Below are 16,232 nucleotides of genomic sequence, written 5' to 3' on the forward strand. Positions count from 1 at the left end.
CACAACCATAGCCATGCTTGTCAAAGTCTGCGGCATGAAAGACCGCCATCAAATCCAGCAGCTGGAAAAACTCCGTCCCGATTTTATCGGACTGATTTTTTACGAGAGGTCTCCCCGCTTTGTCACCGAACCGCTTGACGGCCTTTCCAAAGAGGTGCAGCGTGTCGGCGTATTCGTGAATGCCGACCTCGGTTACCTTCAAGAAAAAACCGGACAATATCGGCTCGACCTGATACAGCTTCACGGGAACGAATCGCCCGAATACTGCCGTAAGGTACGGGCACTGGGATGCGGCCTCCTCAAGGCCTTTTCCCTGACTGCCCCCTGTGCCGACGAGGTGACCGCTCCGTACGAAGGGATTTGCGACTTCTTTCTCTTCGATACTCCCTGCAAGGAATACGGCGGATCGGGAAAGACCTTCGACTGGAACCTCCTGCAGTCGTACCACGGAAGTACCCCCTTCCTGCTGAGTGGAGGGATACGCCCCGACAGCCTGGAGGCGCTCTCCCGCTTTCACCACCCGCGGTTTGCCGGTGTCGACCTCAACAGCGGTTTTGAGACCGCTCCCGGGGTAAAGGACATCTGGACCCTCGAGACATTCATCACTCAAGTTAAACACCTAACCCCTATTCAGCCATGAACCGAATTACCCGACTTTTCAACGAGAAAAAACAACGCATCCTGTCAGTCTATTTCTGTGCAGGAGCCCCCGTAGCCGACAATACCGCCGAAGTAATCACCGCCCTGGAAGCACACGGAGTGGACCTGATTGAAATCGGCATCCCCTTCAGTGACCCGATGGCCGACGGACCCGTGATACAGGCGGCAGCCAACACGGCCCTGCGCAACGGCATGAACCTGTCGCGCCTTTTCGGGCAACTGAAAGATATCCGGCAGCAGGTGCGCATTCCACTTATCCTGATGGGTTACCTCAATCCCATCCTGCAATACGGCACAGAGGCTTTTTTCAAGAAATGCCAGGAGACCGGCATCGACGGAGTTATCCTTCCGGACCTTCCCCTGCAGGAGTATATAAATAAGGTGAAAGCCGTTGCCGAAGCCTGTGGCGTCAAGGTTATCCTCCTCATCACGCCCGAGACCTCCGACGAAAGAATCCGTGAGATTAACCGCCAGACCGACGGATTCATCTACATGGTGTCATCGGCCGCCGTCACGGGTGCCCGGAAGGATTTCGACGAGGCCCAGCAGGCATATTTCCGACGGATAGACCGGATGGGACTGAAAAATCCGAGGATGATCGGATTCGGTATTTCCAACCGGCAGACTTTCGAGACGGCAGCCCGCCATGCAGTCGGATGCATCATCGGAAGCCGGTTTGTCGACCTGCTGACCCAGGAGCACGGAGATGCCGGACGGGCCATCGGCAGGCTCCTCGACGACTTGCGCAAAGAGGAGTGAGCGGACGGCGCTGACAGAAACGGACACACATAACGATGCGTGCAGCCACGGACGGTTATGCGTGAAGGAAAAGCCCGCGGGCTTTTTTTCATGCGTCGCCGTCTTTTTTTAAAAGCCCGCCATCTTTTTCCTCATGCATAACGATGTTTTCCTACACCCGCCTTGTTGCGTTACCCGACGGAAGCCGGGGAGGAATCCGCCACCGGGCACACACCATAACCTTCCCCCTCTTCTCCCGGATTACCCCTTTTCCCACAAAGACTTGCCCCTTCTTTCTCCCTGTCAGCCAACAAAATGTTCCGGAATAAGGCCGAATCATTACACCTGGACCTCTCCCGAAGCGAAAAAGCAGCAAGAAGAAAAAGCCCTAAATATTCTGCAAAAAAAATGGCAATGTCATTTTTTTTGCCTACCTTTGGACTTCGGTATTATAAAAACAATCATAAAACCGTGAACATGGAAAATAGAAGTTTAGTAACCATTGCCAACCATTCTAAGGAACGTATTCTTTATTTATTGGAAATGGCAAGAGAGTTTGAAAAGAAACCAAACCGCCGCTTACTGGCCGAAAAAGTAGTTGCAACCCTTTTCTTCGAACCTTCTACCCGAACCCGTCTGAGCTTTGAGACGGCAGCCAACCGCCTGGGGGCACGAGTAATCGGATTTACCGATCCGAAAGTTACCAGTTCTTCCAAAGGGGAAACGCTGAAAGACACCATCATGATGGTAAGCAATTATGCCGACATCATCGTCATGCGTCATTACCTGGAAGGTGCTGCCAGATATGCGAGCGAAGTAGCACCGGTGCCCATCGTCAACGCAGGCGACGGAGCCAACCAGCATCCTTCTCAGACCATGCTAGACTTATATTCCATCTACAAGACACAGGGTACGCTCGAGAACCTGAACATCTACCTGGTAGGTGACCTGAAATACGGACGTACCGTACACTCCTTGCTGATGGCCATGCGCCACTTCAATCCTACCTTCCACTTCATCGCACCCGATGAACTGAAGATGCCGGATGAATACAAACTGTACTGCGAGCAGCATCACATCAAATATGTAGAGCATACCGACTTTACGGAAGAGACCATCGCCGATGCGGACATTCTTTACATGACCCGTGTACAGCGCGAGCGTTTCACCGACCTGATGGAGTACGAAAGAGTGAAAGACGTATATATCCTGCACAACAAGATGCTGGAGCACACACGTCCGAACCTGCGCATCCTGCACCCGCTGCCCCGTGTGAACGAAATCGCCTACGATGTGGACGACAACGAAAAGGCATATTATTTCCAGCAGGCTCAGAACGGTCTGTACGCACGTGAGGCCATCCTGTGCGACGTACTGGGCATCACCCTGGATGAAGTGAAAGCGGACACGAACAAGTAAAAAAAGGATTGTTAATACACGATTGATTATGAGCGAAAAGAAAGAGTTACAGGTAGCTGCTCTCGAAAACGGAACAGTTATCGACCACATACCATCGGATAAAGTATTTACGGTTGTTTCACTGCTGGATTTGCAGCACATGAGTACCAACATCACCATCGGCAATAACCTGGAAAGCAAGAAACTGGGCAAGAAAGGCATCATCAAGATTGCCGACCGTTTCTTTACGGACGAGGAAATCAGCCGCCTTTCAGTGGTAGCGCCGAACGTGAAGCTGAACATCATCCACAACTATGAAGTAGTGGAGAAGAAAGAAGTGGTAATGCCCGACGAACTGAAGGGTATCGTGAAGTGCAACAACCCGAAGTGCATCACCAACAACGAGCCGATGCAGACCTGGTTCCACGTTACCGACAAGGCACAGGGTATCCTGAAATGCCATTACTGCGAGAAGGAACAGCGCAAGGACAATATCAAACTGATCTGACACGCCTATGAAGCAAGACTGGAAACCCGGCACGATGATATATCCGCAGCCCGCCGTACTGGTCAGTTGCGGAAGTTGTGAGGAGGAATACAACCTCATTACCGTAGCATGGACCGGCACCATCTGCAGCAACCCGCCGATGTGCTACATTTCGGTACGGCCGGAAAGACATTCCTATCCGATTCTGAAAAAGAACATGGAGTTTGTCATCAACCTGACCACGGAAGAGATGGCGTATGCCACCGACTGGTGCGGGGTGCGTTCCGGAAAGAACTTCAACAAGTTCAAGGAAATGAACCTGACTCCGGGAAAAGCTGCTGTGGTCAGCGCCCCCATCATTGAGGAATCGCCGCTGTGCATCGAATGCCGCGTAAAGGAGATTGTCTCCCTGGGTTCGCACGACATGTTCATCGCCGACGTGGTCAACGTAAAGGCCGATGAGAAATACCTGGATCCGGAAACCGGAAAATTCGATCTTGCCAAGTCCGACTTACTGGTATACGCCCACGGAGGATATTACGGTATGGGCCGGAAAATCGGCAAGTTCGGCTGGTCGGTAGAAAAGAAAAAAACAGAATAGTCATGAAGAAACCTGCCTTAATTCTCTCAGCCGTGTTGTTGTTGTTTGCAGCTGCAGGCAGCACGCAGGCACAGGGGTTCCGGCGAAACGCCGTCAAGGACCCGAAGGCCAATATGGGAGTTAAGGTAGGTTTTAATTCAACCATGTTCTTCATCGACCACTTCGCTATGGGAGGAAACGAACTGAGCCACATCCAGAACAATTACAAGGTGGGGTATTTCGGAGCCTTTTTCTGCCGCTTCAACCTGAAGAAGCATCATTTCATCCAGACGGAGGTGTCCTACAATGTGCTGCACGGCAGTATCTCCATCCCCAACACGGAGGAACACAAGGAACTGCTGCAGGACAACGCACTGATCAAATCGACCATGCACACGGTCAACGTGCCTCTGCTGTACGGATATAAATTCATCGACTCCTACCCTTACGGCATGGCTTTCTTCATCGGACCGCAGGTGACGTACAACTGGGAAAGATACAGCAAGAACGAATACTCGGGCTTTTACCAGCAGGGTGTCTGCGAGAAAAGCAGGCCCTTCTCTTTCAGCGGTGTCATCGGACTGGCCGTCAACGTGTCGAACATCTTCTTCGATTTCCGGTACGAAGCCGGACTGCAGAATACTTCTTCGAACGTGACTTTCGACACTTCACAAACCCCGGCTCCCCATAATCAGTATCCAATAGAGATCAAGCGCCGGAAGAACATTCTGAGTTTTTCGGCAGGAGTTATTTTTTAAAGATTTTTCACCCTTAAAAAAGCATAACATGAAAAGAGACGACTTAATTTTCGATATCATCGAAAAGGAACATCAGCGACAACTGAAAGGTATTGAACTGATTGCTTCCGAAAACTTTGTAAGTGACCAGGTGATGCAGGCAATGGGATCTTGCCTGACCAACAAATATGCAGAAGGATATCCGGGAAAAAGATATTACGGAGGCTGCGAGGTAGTCGACCAGAGCGAGCAGATTGCCATCGACCGCGTAAAGCAGATTTTCGGTGCTGAATGGGCCAACGTACAGCCTCACTCAGGCGCACAGGCCAATGCGGCTGTGTTCCTGGCAGTGCTTAACCCGGGAGACAAGTTCATGGGTCTGAACCTGGCACACGGCGGACACCTGTCACACGGTTCGGCTGTCAATACTTCGGGAATTATCTATACGCCTTGCGAATACAACCTGAACAAGGAAACCGGAAGAGTGGATTACGACCAGATGGAGGAAATCGCTCTCCGCGAACGTCCGAAGATGATCATCGGTGGAGGTTCGGCTTATTCACGCGAATGGGACTACAAGCGCATGCGTGAGATTGCCGACAAGGTAGGTGCCATCCTGATGGTCGACATGGCTCATCCGGCCGGACTGATTGCCGCAGGCTTGCTGGACAATCCGGTAAAATATGCACACATTGTGACCTCTACCACTCACAAGACACTGCGTGGTCCGAGAGGAGGTATCATCCTGATGGGCAAGGACTTCCCTAACCCATGGGGCAAGAAGACTCCGAAGGGAGAAATCAAGATGATGTCACAGCTGCTGGATTCAGCCGTGTTCCCGGGCATACAGGGCGGACCGCTTGAACACGTCATCGCTGCCAAGGCAGTGGCTTTCGGCGAATGTCTGCAGCCGGAATACAAGGAATACCAGATGCAGGTGAAGAAGAATGCGGCTGCACTGGCACAAGCATTGATGGACCGTGGCTTCACCATCGTTTCCAACGGTACGGACAACCACTCCATGCTGGTAGACCTGCGCTCCAAGTATCCCGACCTGACCGGTAAGGTAGCCGAGAAGGCACTGGTATCTGCCGACATCACCGTCAACAAGAACATGGTGCCGTTTGACAGCCGTTCGGCTTTCCAGACTTCAGGTATCCGTCTGGGTACTCCGGCCATTACTACCCGTGGTGCCAAGGAAGACCTGATGGTGGAAATTGCGGAAATGATTGAAACCGTTCTGTCGAACGTAGACAACGAAGAAGTAATTGCTTCCGTTCGTGCCCGTGTAAACGAGACCATGAAGCAATATCCTATTTTCGCTTATTAAGAAACACAGGAAAGCGGTGGTCTTTGTGACCACCCCGAAAATGATAAGTTCAATTTAATATTATAAGATTATGAAAGCAATGAACTGCATGGCTATTCTGCTGAGCGGAAGCCTGCTATTAAGTGGATGTGGCACTTTGAATAATACTGCCAAAGGAGGAATGTTGGGCGCCGGAAGTGGTGCTGCACTGGGAGCGTTGATCGGTGGTATCGCCGGACATGGAAAGGGAGCTGCTATCGGAGCAGCAGTAGGTGCTGCCGTAGGTACCGGTGCCGGAGTACTGATCGGTAAGAAAATGGACAAGGCTGCAGCACAGGCTGCGGAGATTGAAGGAGCACAGGTGGAACAGGTAACCGACAACAACGGACTGCAGGCTGTGAAGGTGACTTTCGACTCCGGTATCTTGTTCAATACCAGCAGTTCTACACTGAGCACTTCTGCCAAGGCTTCTCTGAGCAAGTTTGCCAACAACGTACTGAACCAGAACCGTGACATGGACGTAGCCATCTACGGATATACTGACAACACCGGATGGAAGAACAGTACCCGCGAACAGAGCGTACAGAAGAATCTGGAACTGTCACAGGCACGTGCACAGAGTGTATCGACTTACCTGATGCAGTGCGGAGCCGCTTCTACACAGATCAAGGCCGTGGAAGGTATGGGAGAATCAAACCCTGTAGCCGACAACAATACCGCTGCCGGACGTCAGGAAAACCGTCGTGTGGAGGTATACATGTATGCCAGCCAGCAGATGATTCAGCAGGCCGAAGCCGGAACACTGAAATAAGCTGCAGCGTGACGGACCACGTACACATTGCGTGAGGCCGCTATGCCCCGCGCCGTGAAACAGAAGCAGGATTCAGAAAGGGAAGAAAGATTTCCCGCTGAATCCTGCTTTTTATATTTTCTGCCCCCTCGTCTTCCGCCTCCTCTCCGGCCGACAGGGCCGGGCCCGGAAAAAAGAAAGCCCGGCCGCATAGCGGTCAGGCTCTTATGCTGAAAATTCCATCCGGCTTCCGGAACCTGTTTCCTGCCCTCTCCGCTGCCGTTGCTTCCGGCAGACTTGAACAGGAGGCACCTCTGTGACCGGCGGCTCTTATTGCTTCAGGGTATAATGAATCTGGTCGTCCTTGTCGATGAGCAGGTCCACGTAATAACACGTCATTCCGTCCGGTATGCAAATGGTGGCCCGGTAATGATATCCCTTGGCCGACACCCCCATGAAGTCCATGTCGGAAAGAATGGACATCTTCAGAAAATCATCGGGAATGGTACCGGCAAACATCTCCTTGTGGAGGTCCTTGGAATACAGCCGCTGCTTCCCCTGATAGACACAGATATGAATGACGTTGTCGAAGTACACCTTATCCACAATCAGGCCTTCCTCCGTAATGCCCGGACGGATCACCTTCTTGGTAGAAGGGTTGATGTACGCATATCCGCGGAACCTCTTTCCCTGGAACATGAAGACCGAGTCTTTCTCAATCACCTCCCTGACCGGCTCAGCAGCCTCATAACCAAAAGGAATGGTATCCGTCTCTGCCTTGTGCAGGGTAATCAGGTCGCCGATGGACGTATAGAACTGAAAGCTGTTCTTCTCCAGCTGATGGATGTAATAGGTGATCCGCTCCGTACCGCCGGCAATCAGCGTATCCCCCTCAATCCGGAAATGGAGCGGAATATCAAACCGGCCGGACGTATAAATGCTGTCGCCGCAAATCTTCAGTACCGGCTGCTCCGTATAATCATCCAGCCAGACTCCCTGCAGCAACTCCCTGGACAGCGAATCATGTTCTTCCTCCTCGGCCGTTTCATCCTTCTCCCCGCCTGTGCAGGAAGCAAGACCGGCGGCAAGCAACCATATGAATATTCCTTTTTTCATCTTCCAATGCAATGATAAGTAATTCCAAGTTCCTGCAGTTCATGGGCATCGTAAATGTTGCGTCCGTCGAAAATGACACACTGGTTCATGGTCTTCTTCATTACTCCCCATGCCGGCAGACGGAAGGCTTTCCACTCTGTCACCAGCAGAAGGGCGTCTGCATTGAGCAGCGCATCATACATATCCCGTGAATAATAGACCGAATCGCCTACCCTGCGCTTGGCCTCGTCCATGGCTACCGGGTCGTACACCCTGATCTGACAGCCTGCAGCCAGCAGTTTCTCGATCAGCACCAGTGCCGGTGCCTCGCGCATGTCGTCGGTTTCCGGCTTGAAAGCCAGTCCCCACATGGCAATGGTCTTTCCCTTCAGGTCGTTGTGATAATATTTCTGCAACTTGCGGAACAGGATGTCTTTCTGGGATTCGTTCACTTCCTCCACCATCTTCAGCACCCGCATCGTATAACCGTTTTCCTCGGCCGTCTTGATCAGTGCCTTGACATCCTTCGGGAAACAGCTGCCTCCGTATCCGCATCCCGGATACAGGAACTTACGTCCGATACGGCTGTCCGAACCGATACCGCTCCGTACCATATTGACATCCGCCCCTACCAGTTCACAGAGGTTGGCAATGTCGTTCATGAAACTGATGCGGGTAGCCAGCATGGAGTTGGCCGCATACTTGGTCATCTCGGCAGAAGGAATATCCATGAAAATCACCCGGAAATTGTTCAGCAGGAAAGGACGGTACAGCTTGCTCATCAGGTTCTTGGCACGCTCCGATTCCACTCCCACCACCACACGGTCGGGAGTCATGAAGTCGTTGATGGCATTTCCTTCCTTCAGGAATTCCGGATTGCTGGCCACATCGAACTCAATGGCTGCCCCGCGCTTGCGGAGTTCCTCCTCGATGGCTGCCTTCACCTTCTTGGCCGTTCCTACGGGCACCGTACTCTTGGTCACCACCAGCACGTACTGATTCATGCAAGCACCGATCGTACGGGCCACATCGAGCACATACGAGAGATCCGCGCTTCCGTCTTCGTTCGGAGGGGTTCCTACCGCACAGAACACGATACTGACCTCATCCAGGCACTCTACCAGTGACGTGGAGAAATGAAGCCGGCCCGCCTTTACATTGCGCAATACCATATCTTCCAGCCCGGGCTCGTAAATCGGGATAATCCCTTTCTTCAAGCCTTCAATCTTATCCGCATTAGTATCAATGCAATACACATTAGCTCCGGTCTCGGCAAAACAAGTTCCGGTTACCAAACCCACATAACCCGTTCCGACAATTGCTATATTCATACGCTAAGTAACTTTATATTTTTTCAGCACAAAAGTATAACAAAAAAAGATTTCGTCCATGAATATATTTAAAAATAAGAGAAAAAATAGTACATTTGCACTATGATAGAATTAGCGAAACATATAGAAGTATTATTGCTGGAAAATGATTGCGTGATTGTTCCGGGACTGGGAGGATTCATCGCGCACCATCATTCTTCGGCTTTCAATAAAGAAACCGGAGAGTTTCTTCCCCCTATGCGCAGCATCGGGTTCAATCCGCAACTGATCATGAACGACGGTCTGCTGGTACAGTCGTACATGCAGGCCTACAATACGGACTTCCCGGATGCCACACGCAAGATTGAGAAAATCGTGGAACAGCTGAAGGACGACTTATACAAGCGCGGGCAGGTCAGCCTGAACCGCCTGGGAACCTTATATTATAACATGAACGGTTCGTATGAGTTTGAACCGACCAGCAGCCGTTTCTTCACCCCCTCGCTGTACGGACTGGAGAATGTGGTCCTGCCGCGCCTCGAAACGCGCCGGGTACAGGAAACTGCCGAAGCACCGCGCCGTCCGCGGGTCATTCCGATGCATACGGAACCGCCGCGCCGGAAGAGAGCGGGCATGAGATGGATCGGCAATGCCGTAGCCGTAGCTGCTGCCATCCTGATGTTCTTTCTGATGTCGACACCGGTAGAGAACACGTACGTGGACAACATGGAGTACGCTTCGCTGGGCTCTACGACCCTGTTCGACATCATCCGCAACGAATCGGCCGCCTCGTATGTTGCCGGTTCCAAGGCAGTCCAGCCCCAGTCACAAACCATCAAGAACAATGTCAACACCCTGAAACCCGTACGGGTTAAGACCGAGAAGATAGCGGCCAATGCACACCCTGCCCAACCTGGCAACGTGCAGGCAAAGGCCGGTACACCGGCTGCCAGCCAGACCGCTGCTCCAAAGAAAGCAGCCGACAACAAGGCAGCTGAGACCAAAAACGTCAAGAAGAACGGATCTCCGGCAGCAAAAACGGTCCAGGCACAGAAAGCCTTCATCATCGTTTCCAGTCTGGCTACCCGCAAAGACGCGGAAGATGAGGTGAAGAAACTGGCCGGCAAGGGATTCAAGGGCGCACAGATACTGGAGTCCAACGGACGGTTCCGCATCGCACTGGAACAGTTTACCCAGAAATCGGATGCCTACGAAAGAATTAAGATCTTAAAACAGAACGAAGACTTCAAGTCGGCTTGGGTGTTCGTTTCTAAATAACTACAAGACTGACTGAATCGATTATGAAAAGAGTAAGATGTCCCAAATGCGACAATTATATTCAGTTTGACGAGACCAAATACGAAGAGGGACAGTCCCTGATATTTGTCTGCGACAACTGCAACAAACAATTCGGTATACGTATCGGAAAGACCAAGCTGAATGCAGCCAACCGGAAGGAAGAAGTGGTAGATGAGAAAGAAGGCACAGACGACTGCGGAAACATTGTGGCCATCGAAAATGTATTCGGATACAAACAGGTACTCCCCCTGCACGAAGGTGACAACGTCATCGGACGCCGCAGCAAGGGAACCGAAATCGATATCCCCATCGAGACCAATGACCCCAGTATGGACAGAAGCCATTGCGTCATCAATGTAAAGCGCAACAAACAGGGAAAAATCATCTACACCCTGAGAGACAATGACAGCATCACAGGTACTTTCCTGATGAACGAACTCCTGGGCAACAAGGAAAGGGTCCGCATTGAGGAAGGAGCCATTATCACCCTGGGAGCCACTACCCTGATTCTGCGGGCAGCGGAAGAAAAGGAAGACTGAGAAATTCAAATAATAGGATAACTAACTAATTAAAGCTAACTTTTATTTATGGCATTTACGAACAACGTAATGATAGTGCGCCACAAACTCCTGGAAAAACTGGTTGCACTTTGGAAGGAAAACCAGCTTATCGAACAAATCGACCGTATTCCCATTGAATTCAGCCCCCGCCGTTCTCAGCCGGTAGGCCGATGCTGTATCCATAAGGAACGTGCAGTAACCAAATACAAGTCTCTTCCGTTGCTGGGATGGGATATGTCTGACGAGACAGACGAGTTGACCCCCCTGTCCGAATACGCTCGTAAGGCCCTTGAAAGAAAAGAAAGAATCAAAGAAAACATATTGTGCGTCATCGACGAAGCGTGCTCTTCCTGTGTACAGGTCAACTATGAAGTAAGTAACCTGTGCCGCGGATGTGTGGCCAGAAGCTGCTACATGAACTGTCCGAAGGGAGCTGTTCACTTCGACAAGAAGACAGGACAGGCCCATATCAACCACGATACCTGTATCAGTTGCGGACTCTGTCACAAGAGCTGTCCTTACCACGCCATCGTATACATCCCTGTTCCTTGTGAGGAAGCCTGCCCGGTGAAGGCCATCAGCAAAGACGAGCACAACATCGAGCACATCGACGAGAGTAAATGTATCTATTGCGGAAAATGTCTGAATGCCTGCCCGTTCGGAGCCATCTTCGAAATCTCACAGGTATTTGACATCCTGGAAGCCATCCACCGCGGAGAAGAGGTGGTTGCCATCCCGGCTCCTTCTGTATTGGGACAGTTCAACGCTACCATCGAGCAGGTATACGGCGCATTGAAGGAAATCGGTTTCAGCGACGTGATTGAAGTGGCCGAAGGTGCCATGCAGACTACCAGCAACGAGGCTCACGAGCTGCTTGAAAAACTGGAAGAAGGACAGAAGTTCATGACCACTTCCTGCTGTCCGTCGTACATCGAACTGGTGAACAAGCACATCCCGGGCATGAAGCCGTACGTATCGTCTACCGGTTCACCGATGTATTATGCCGCACGCATCGCCAAGCAGAAATATCCGAATGCCAAGGTGGTATTCATCGGCCCGTGTATCGCAAAACGCAAGGAAGCACAGCGCGACGAATGCGTAGACTACGTAATGACTTTCGAGGAACTTCACTCAGTATTCCGTGGATACGGTATCGAACTGGCAGAGACCGCTCCTTATAAAGTGGCTTACGAATCAGTTTGTGAGGCTCATGGATTTGCACAGGCAGGCGGTGTGGCAGGTGCCGTAAAAGCTTACCTGGGTCCGAAGGCCGACCACATCAAGATCCTCCAGTTCTCTGACTTCAACAAGAAGAGCATCGGACAGCTGAGAGCGTGGGCGAAGACCGGAAAGGTAGATGCACAGTTCATCGAAATGATGGCCTGCGAAGGCGGTTGCGTCACCGGTCCGAGCGCATTCAACGACCCGATGTCCGGAAAACGTCAGTTGAACCAGAGCTTGCTGAAATGCACGCTGAAATATGAAAACGGAGACGGGAAATAACATCTCTCCATGCAGATCAGCGACATTATAGAAAAACTTCATCGGGAGCGCACAGCGACTCCCGATGAAATTTATTACCTGCTGCAACACTGTGACGAGACTCATCTGGCTTTCATCAATGAAAAGGCACGGGAGGTTGCACGCATCCATTTCGGCAATAAAATATACATCAGAGGGCTGATTGAGGTCGGAAACTGCTGTCGCAATGACTGCTATTATTGTGGAATCAGGAAAAGCAACCGCCACATAGAGCGGTACCGGCTCGACAAGGAAACCATCCTTGCCTGCTGCGAAGAAGGATACCGGCTGGGATTCCGTACGTTTGTCCTCCAGGGAGGAGAAGAAGGAAGCCGGTCCGACAACTTCATCATTGACACAGTCTCCTCTATCCGGAAAGCCTTTCCGGAAGTAGCCATCACACTCTCACTCGGAGAAAAACCGACATCGACTTACGAAGCATTTTTCCAGGCAGGAGCCAACCGGTACCTGTTGCGTCATGAGACCCATAACGAGGCTCACTATCGCCGGCTCCATCCGCAGGAAATGTCACTGGCCAACCGACTCAGGTGTCTGAACGACCTCAAGCGCATCGGCTTCCAGACCGGAACGGGTATCATGGTAGGCTCTCCGGGACAGACACTGGACAATTTGCTGGAAGACATTCTCTTCATCCAGGAATTACAGCCGGAAATGATCGGCATCGGTCCCTATCTGCCACATCATGACACTCCTTTCGCACAGATGCCGCCGGGAAACATGGAGCAGACCTTGCTGCTGCTGTCCATCTTCCGCCTGATGCATCCGCAGGCCCTTATCCCTTCGACCACCGCACTGGCCACCCTGGCCGAGAACGGCCGTGAAAGAGGGATCCTGGCAGGAGCCAACGTAGTCATGCCCAACCTCTCGCCTGTTTTCCAGCGAAGCAAATATACCCTGTACGACAACAAGGCTTCCATGGGAGCAGAGGCAGCGGAAGGTTTATTGCTGTTGGAGCAGAAATTGAAGAAAATAGGTTATACAATTGATATGGGAAGAGGAGATCATCCCACTAAAATAAAATGATTATGTATCAAGCAGACTCATCCAAAGCCGAAGAATTCATCAATCACGAAGAAATTCTGGCAACCATCAAATACGCACAGGAAAACAGTCAGAACAAAGAACTGGTCCGTTCCATCCTGGAGAAAGCCCGTCAGTGTAAAGGACTGAACCACCGGGAGGCCATGGTACTGTTGGAATGTGAAGACGAAACCCTGATCGAAGAGATCTATTCACTGGCCCGTGAAATCAAGCAGAAGTTCTACGGCAACCGGATTGTGATGTTCGCACCGCTGTACCTGTCCAACTACTGCGTCAACAGTTGCGTGTATTGCCCCTATCATGTAAAGAACAAGCACATCGCCCGGAAGAAGCTCTCTCAGGAGGAAATCCGGCAGGAGGTAATTGCCTTGCAGGATATGGGACACAAGCGCCTGGCTCTGGAAGCGGGCGAAGATCCGATACACAACCCGATTGAGTACATCCTGGAATCCATTCAGACGATTTACAGCATCAAGCACAAGAACGGAGCCATCCGGCGGGTGAATGTCAACATTGCAGCCACGACCGTAGAGAACTACCGCCGTCTGCGCGATGCCGGTATCGGTACGTACATCCTGTTCCAGGAAACTTACCACAAGGAGAATTACGAGAAACTGCATCCGCGGGGCCCGAAGAGCAACTATGCTTACCATACGGAGGCCATGGACAGAGCGATGGAGGCAGGAATCGACGACGTGGGACTGGGAGTGCTGTTCGGTCTCAATACCTACCGGTATGACTTTGTGGGACTGCTGATGCATGCCGAGCACCTGGAGGCAAGGTTTGGAGTGGGACCGCACACCATCAGTGTGCCCCGTATCTGTTCGGCCGATGACATCGATGCCTCTACCTTCGAGAATGCCATTTCCGATGAAGTATTCCAGAAACTGGTGGCCGTTATCCGTATCAGTGTGCCTTACACCGGCATGATCGTGTCGACACGTGAATCACAGAAATCGCGTGAGAAGGTGCTGGCCTTGGGAATCTCACAAATCAGCGGCGGCTCACGGACCAGTGTGGGAGGCTATGCCCACGAAGAACTTCCGGAAGAAAACTCCGCCCAGTTTGACGTGAGTGACACACGAAGTCTGGACGACATCGTGGCCTGGCTGCTGCGACTGGGATACATCCCCAGTTTCTGTACCGCCTGCTACCGCGAAGGCCGCACTGGCGACCGCTTCATGTCACTGGTCAAGACCGGACAGATAGCCAACTGCTGTGCCCCGAATGCCCTGATGACCCTGAGAGAGTATCTGGAAGATTACGCATCGCCGGAGACCAAGGCGCTGGGTACGGAAATGATTGTGCAGCAGATGCAGTACATTCCTAATCCGGCCATCAAGAAACGGGCACTGGACTACCTGAAGCAAATCACAGAAGGTAAACGAGATTTCAGATTCTAAACTACTTACACTAAAGCCTTATCAGTATGGTAAACAATACCCCAATGGCCAACCGCCTCCATATCGGACTTTTCGGCAAGCGCAACAGCGGAAAGTCTTCCCTTATCAATGCCATCACCCACCAGGAAGTGGCATTGGTTTCCGACATTCCGGGCACCACTACCGACCCGGTGTTCAAGGCAATGGAAGTGTTCGGGCTCGGCCCGTGTGTCTTCATTGATACCGCAGGTGTAGACGATGAAGGCGAATTGGGCGAGCTCCGTGTCAAGCAGACGTACCGGGCCTTTGAGCGTACGGACCTGGCACTGATTGTCTGCACGGATGCCCACATTGAAAAAGAACTGGAAATTGCGGCACGCCTGAAGGAACGGAACATACCGGTGATATGGGTATTGAACAAAACCGATCTTTACGGAGAGGCAGAACGGGAAACGATTTCCAGAGAGATCGAACAACAGTGTCAGACAGCCCCCATGGCCATAAGTTGCCGGAACCGGGAAGGAATCCATGAACTGCTTCAGCGACTTGCTTCTTCCCTCTCGGGCAAAGAAACCGAAGTCAGTATCCTGGGCTCTCTGGTAGAAGAAGGTCAGGTCGTCATGCTGGTCATGCCGCAGGACATACAGGCCCCCAAAGGGCGACTGATCCTGCCACAGGTACAGACCCTGCGTGAACTGCTCGACCGGAAATGCATCGCAATCAGTTGCACGACCGACAAGATCGACCAGACACTGGCCAGTCTCTCACGTCCCCCGCACCTGATCATCACAGACTCACAGGTCTTCGATATCGTCTTTCAGAAAAAGCCGGAGGCAAGCAAACTGACCTCTTTCTCCGTACTGTTTGCGCAATACAAGGGAGACATCCACTACTACATTGAGGGAGTGAAGAAAATGGCTTCCCTGAATGCCCATTCCCGCATTCTGATTGCAGAAGCATGTACCCATGCCCCACAGAGCGAGGATATCGGTACGGTCAAGATTCCCCGGATGCTGCACAAGAAATTCGGACCGGAACTGCAGATTGACCACGTAGCGGGCAATGACTTCCCGGAGGACCTGACGCCTTACGACCTGGTCATACATTGCGGAGGATGCATGTTCAACCGCAAGCATGTCCTGAACCGTATCGACAGGGCACGGCAGCAGGGAGTAGCCATGACCAATTATGGCATCTTCATTGCCTACATCCATCAGATTCTGGACAAGATTGACTATTAACGGATTTATCCTGCAGGCCGGTGAACATCACCGGCCTGTACGGTTTCCGGGCCAGATAATAAC

16 protein-coding genes are annotated in these 16,232 nt (G+C 51.7%); 14 read left to right on the top strand and 2 right to left on the bottom strand.

Annotated elements, in window-relative coordinates:
* The first annotated feature begins 13 nt into the window (after positions 1-13).
* The 8 genes from H3001_RS01570 to H3001_RS01605 all read left to right on the top strand — a co-directional run bounded on the left by H3001_RS01570 (position 14) and on the right by H3001_RS01605 (position 6,720).
* The gene (locus H3001_RS01570; RefSeq protein ID WP_181213902.1) at positions 14-640 is read left to right on the top strand and encodes a phosphoribosylanthranilate isomerase; all 627 of its coding nucleotides are present in this window, start codon (positions 14-16) and stop codon (positions 638-640) included.
* Positions 637-1,419 (top strand): tryptophan synthase subunit alpha, encoded by a 783-nt coding sequence (gene trpA / locus H3001_RS01575; protein WP_181213903.1) that lies wholly within the window; start codon positions 637-639, stop codon positions 1,417-1,419. Before H3001_RS01570 ends, trpA begins: the two co-directional genes overlap by 4 nt.
* 456 nt (positions 1,420-1,875) lie before the next feature.
* The gene (pyrB, locus tag H3001_RS01580) at positions 1,876-2,817 is read left to right on the top strand and encodes an aspartate carbamoyltransferase (protein WP_178245465.1); all 942 of its coding nucleotides are present in this window, start codon (positions 1,876-1,878) and stop codon (positions 2,815-2,817) included.
* A 22-nt stretch (positions 2,818-2,839) separates the two neighbouring features.
* Positions 2,840-3,304, top strand: coding sequence for an aspartate carbamoyltransferase regulatory subunit (gene pyrI, locus H3001_RS01585; RefSeq protein WP_181213904.1), 465 nt, complete (start codon positions 2,840-2,842; stop codon positions 3,302-3,304).
* A gap of 7 nt (positions 3,305-3,311) precedes the next feature.
* The gene (locus tag H3001_RS01590) at positions 3,312-3,884 is read left to right on the top strand and encodes a flavin reductase family protein (protein ID WP_181213905.1); all 573 of its coding nucleotides are present in this window, start codon (positions 3,312-3,314) and stop codon (positions 3,882-3,884) included.
* Positions 3,885-3,886: 2 nt separating this feature from the next.
* Positions 3,887-4,621, top strand: coding sequence for a porin family protein (locus H3001_RS01595; protein WP_181213906.1), 735 nt, complete (start codon positions 3,887-3,889; stop codon positions 4,619-4,621).
* 28 nt (positions 4,622-4,649) lie between these two features.
* The gene (gene glyA, locus H3001_RS01600; RefSeq protein ID WP_178245457.1) at positions 4,650-5,930 is read left to right on the top strand and encodes a serine hydroxymethyltransferase; all 1,281 of its coding nucleotides are present in this window, start codon (positions 4,650-4,652) and stop codon (positions 5,928-5,930) included.
* A gap of 70 nt (positions 5,931-6,000) precedes the next feature.
* Positions 6,001-6,720: an OmpA family protein gene (locus H3001_RS01605; RefSeq protein WP_178245455.1), complete on the top strand. Its 720-nt coding sequence runs from the start codon at positions 6,001-6,003 to the stop codon at positions 6,718-6,720.
* Between the two features lie 309 nt (positions 6,721-7,029).
* On the opposite strand, the gene H3001_RS01610 is transcribed toward H3001_RS01605, so the two are convergent.
* Together H3001_RS01610 and H3001_RS01615 are read right to left on the bottom strand one after the other, a co-directional pair.
* On the bottom strand, positions 7,030-7,815 hold the full coding sequence (locus tag H3001_RS01610; protein WP_181213907.1) for a DUF4738 domain-containing protein: 786 nt from the start codon (positions 7,813-7,815) through the stop codon (positions 7,030-7,032).
* On the bottom strand, positions 7,812-9,125 hold the full coding sequence (locus H3001_RS01615; protein ID WP_178245451.1) for a UDP-glucose dehydrogenase family protein: 1,314 nt from the start codon (positions 9,123-9,125) through the stop codon (positions 7,812-7,814). Before H3001_RS01615 ends, H3001_RS01610 begins: the two co-directional genes overlap by 4 nt.
* A 102-nt stretch (positions 9,126-9,227) precedes the next feature.
* Between H3001_RS01615 and H3001_RS01620 the strand changes: the two genes are divergently transcribed.
* The 6 genes from H3001_RS01620 to hydF are packed head-to-tail and all read left to right on the top strand — an operon-like array spanning position 9,228 to position 16,169.
* Entirely contained in the window at positions 9,228-10,382 is a 1,155-nt protein-coding gene (locus H3001_RS01620; RefSeq protein ID WP_178245449.1) for an HU domain-containing protein, read from the top strand.
* Positions 10,383-10,405: 23 nt separating this feature from the next.
* Entirely contained in the window at positions 10,406-10,942 is a 537-nt protein-coding gene (locus tag H3001_RS01625; protein WP_178245446.1) for an FHA domain-containing protein, read from the top strand.
* A gap of 48 nt (positions 10,943-10,990) precedes the next feature.
* Positions 10,991-12,466 carry a 4Fe-4S dicluster domain-containing protein gene (locus H3001_RS01630; protein WP_178245444.1) on the top strand — a complete coding sequence of 492 codons (1,476 nt, stop codon included), beginning with the start codon at positions 10,991-10,993 and terminating at the stop codon, positions 12,464-12,466.
* 15 nt (positions 12,467-12,481) lie between these two features.
* Complete coding sequence (gene hydE, locus H3001_RS01635) at positions 12,482-13,528, top strand: [FeFe] hydrogenase H-cluster radical SAM maturase HydE (RefSeq protein WP_178245530.1); 1,047 nt, start codon at positions 12,482-12,484, stop codon at positions 13,526-13,528.
* Positions 13,529-13,530: 2 nt separating this feature from the next.
* Positions 13,531-14,949: a [FeFe] hydrogenase H-cluster radical SAM maturase HydG gene (hydG, locus tag H3001_RS01640; protein ID WP_181213908.1), complete on the top strand. Its 1,419-nt coding sequence runs from the start codon at positions 13,531-13,533 to the stop codon at positions 14,947-14,949.
* A 26-nt stretch (positions 14,950-14,975) separates the two neighbouring features.
* Entirely contained in the window at positions 14,976-16,169 is a 1,194-nt protein-coding gene (hydF, locus tag H3001_RS01645; RefSeq protein WP_178245440.1) for a [FeFe] hydrogenase H-cluster maturation GTPase HydF, read from the top strand.
* Positions 16,170-16,232 lie beyond the last annotated feature (63 nt).

Source organism: Phocaeicola faecicola, assembly GCF_013618865.1.
Taxonomy (GTDB): Bacteria; Bacteroidota; Bacteroidia; order Bacteroidales; family Bacteroidaceae; genus Phocaeicola; species Phocaeicola faecicola.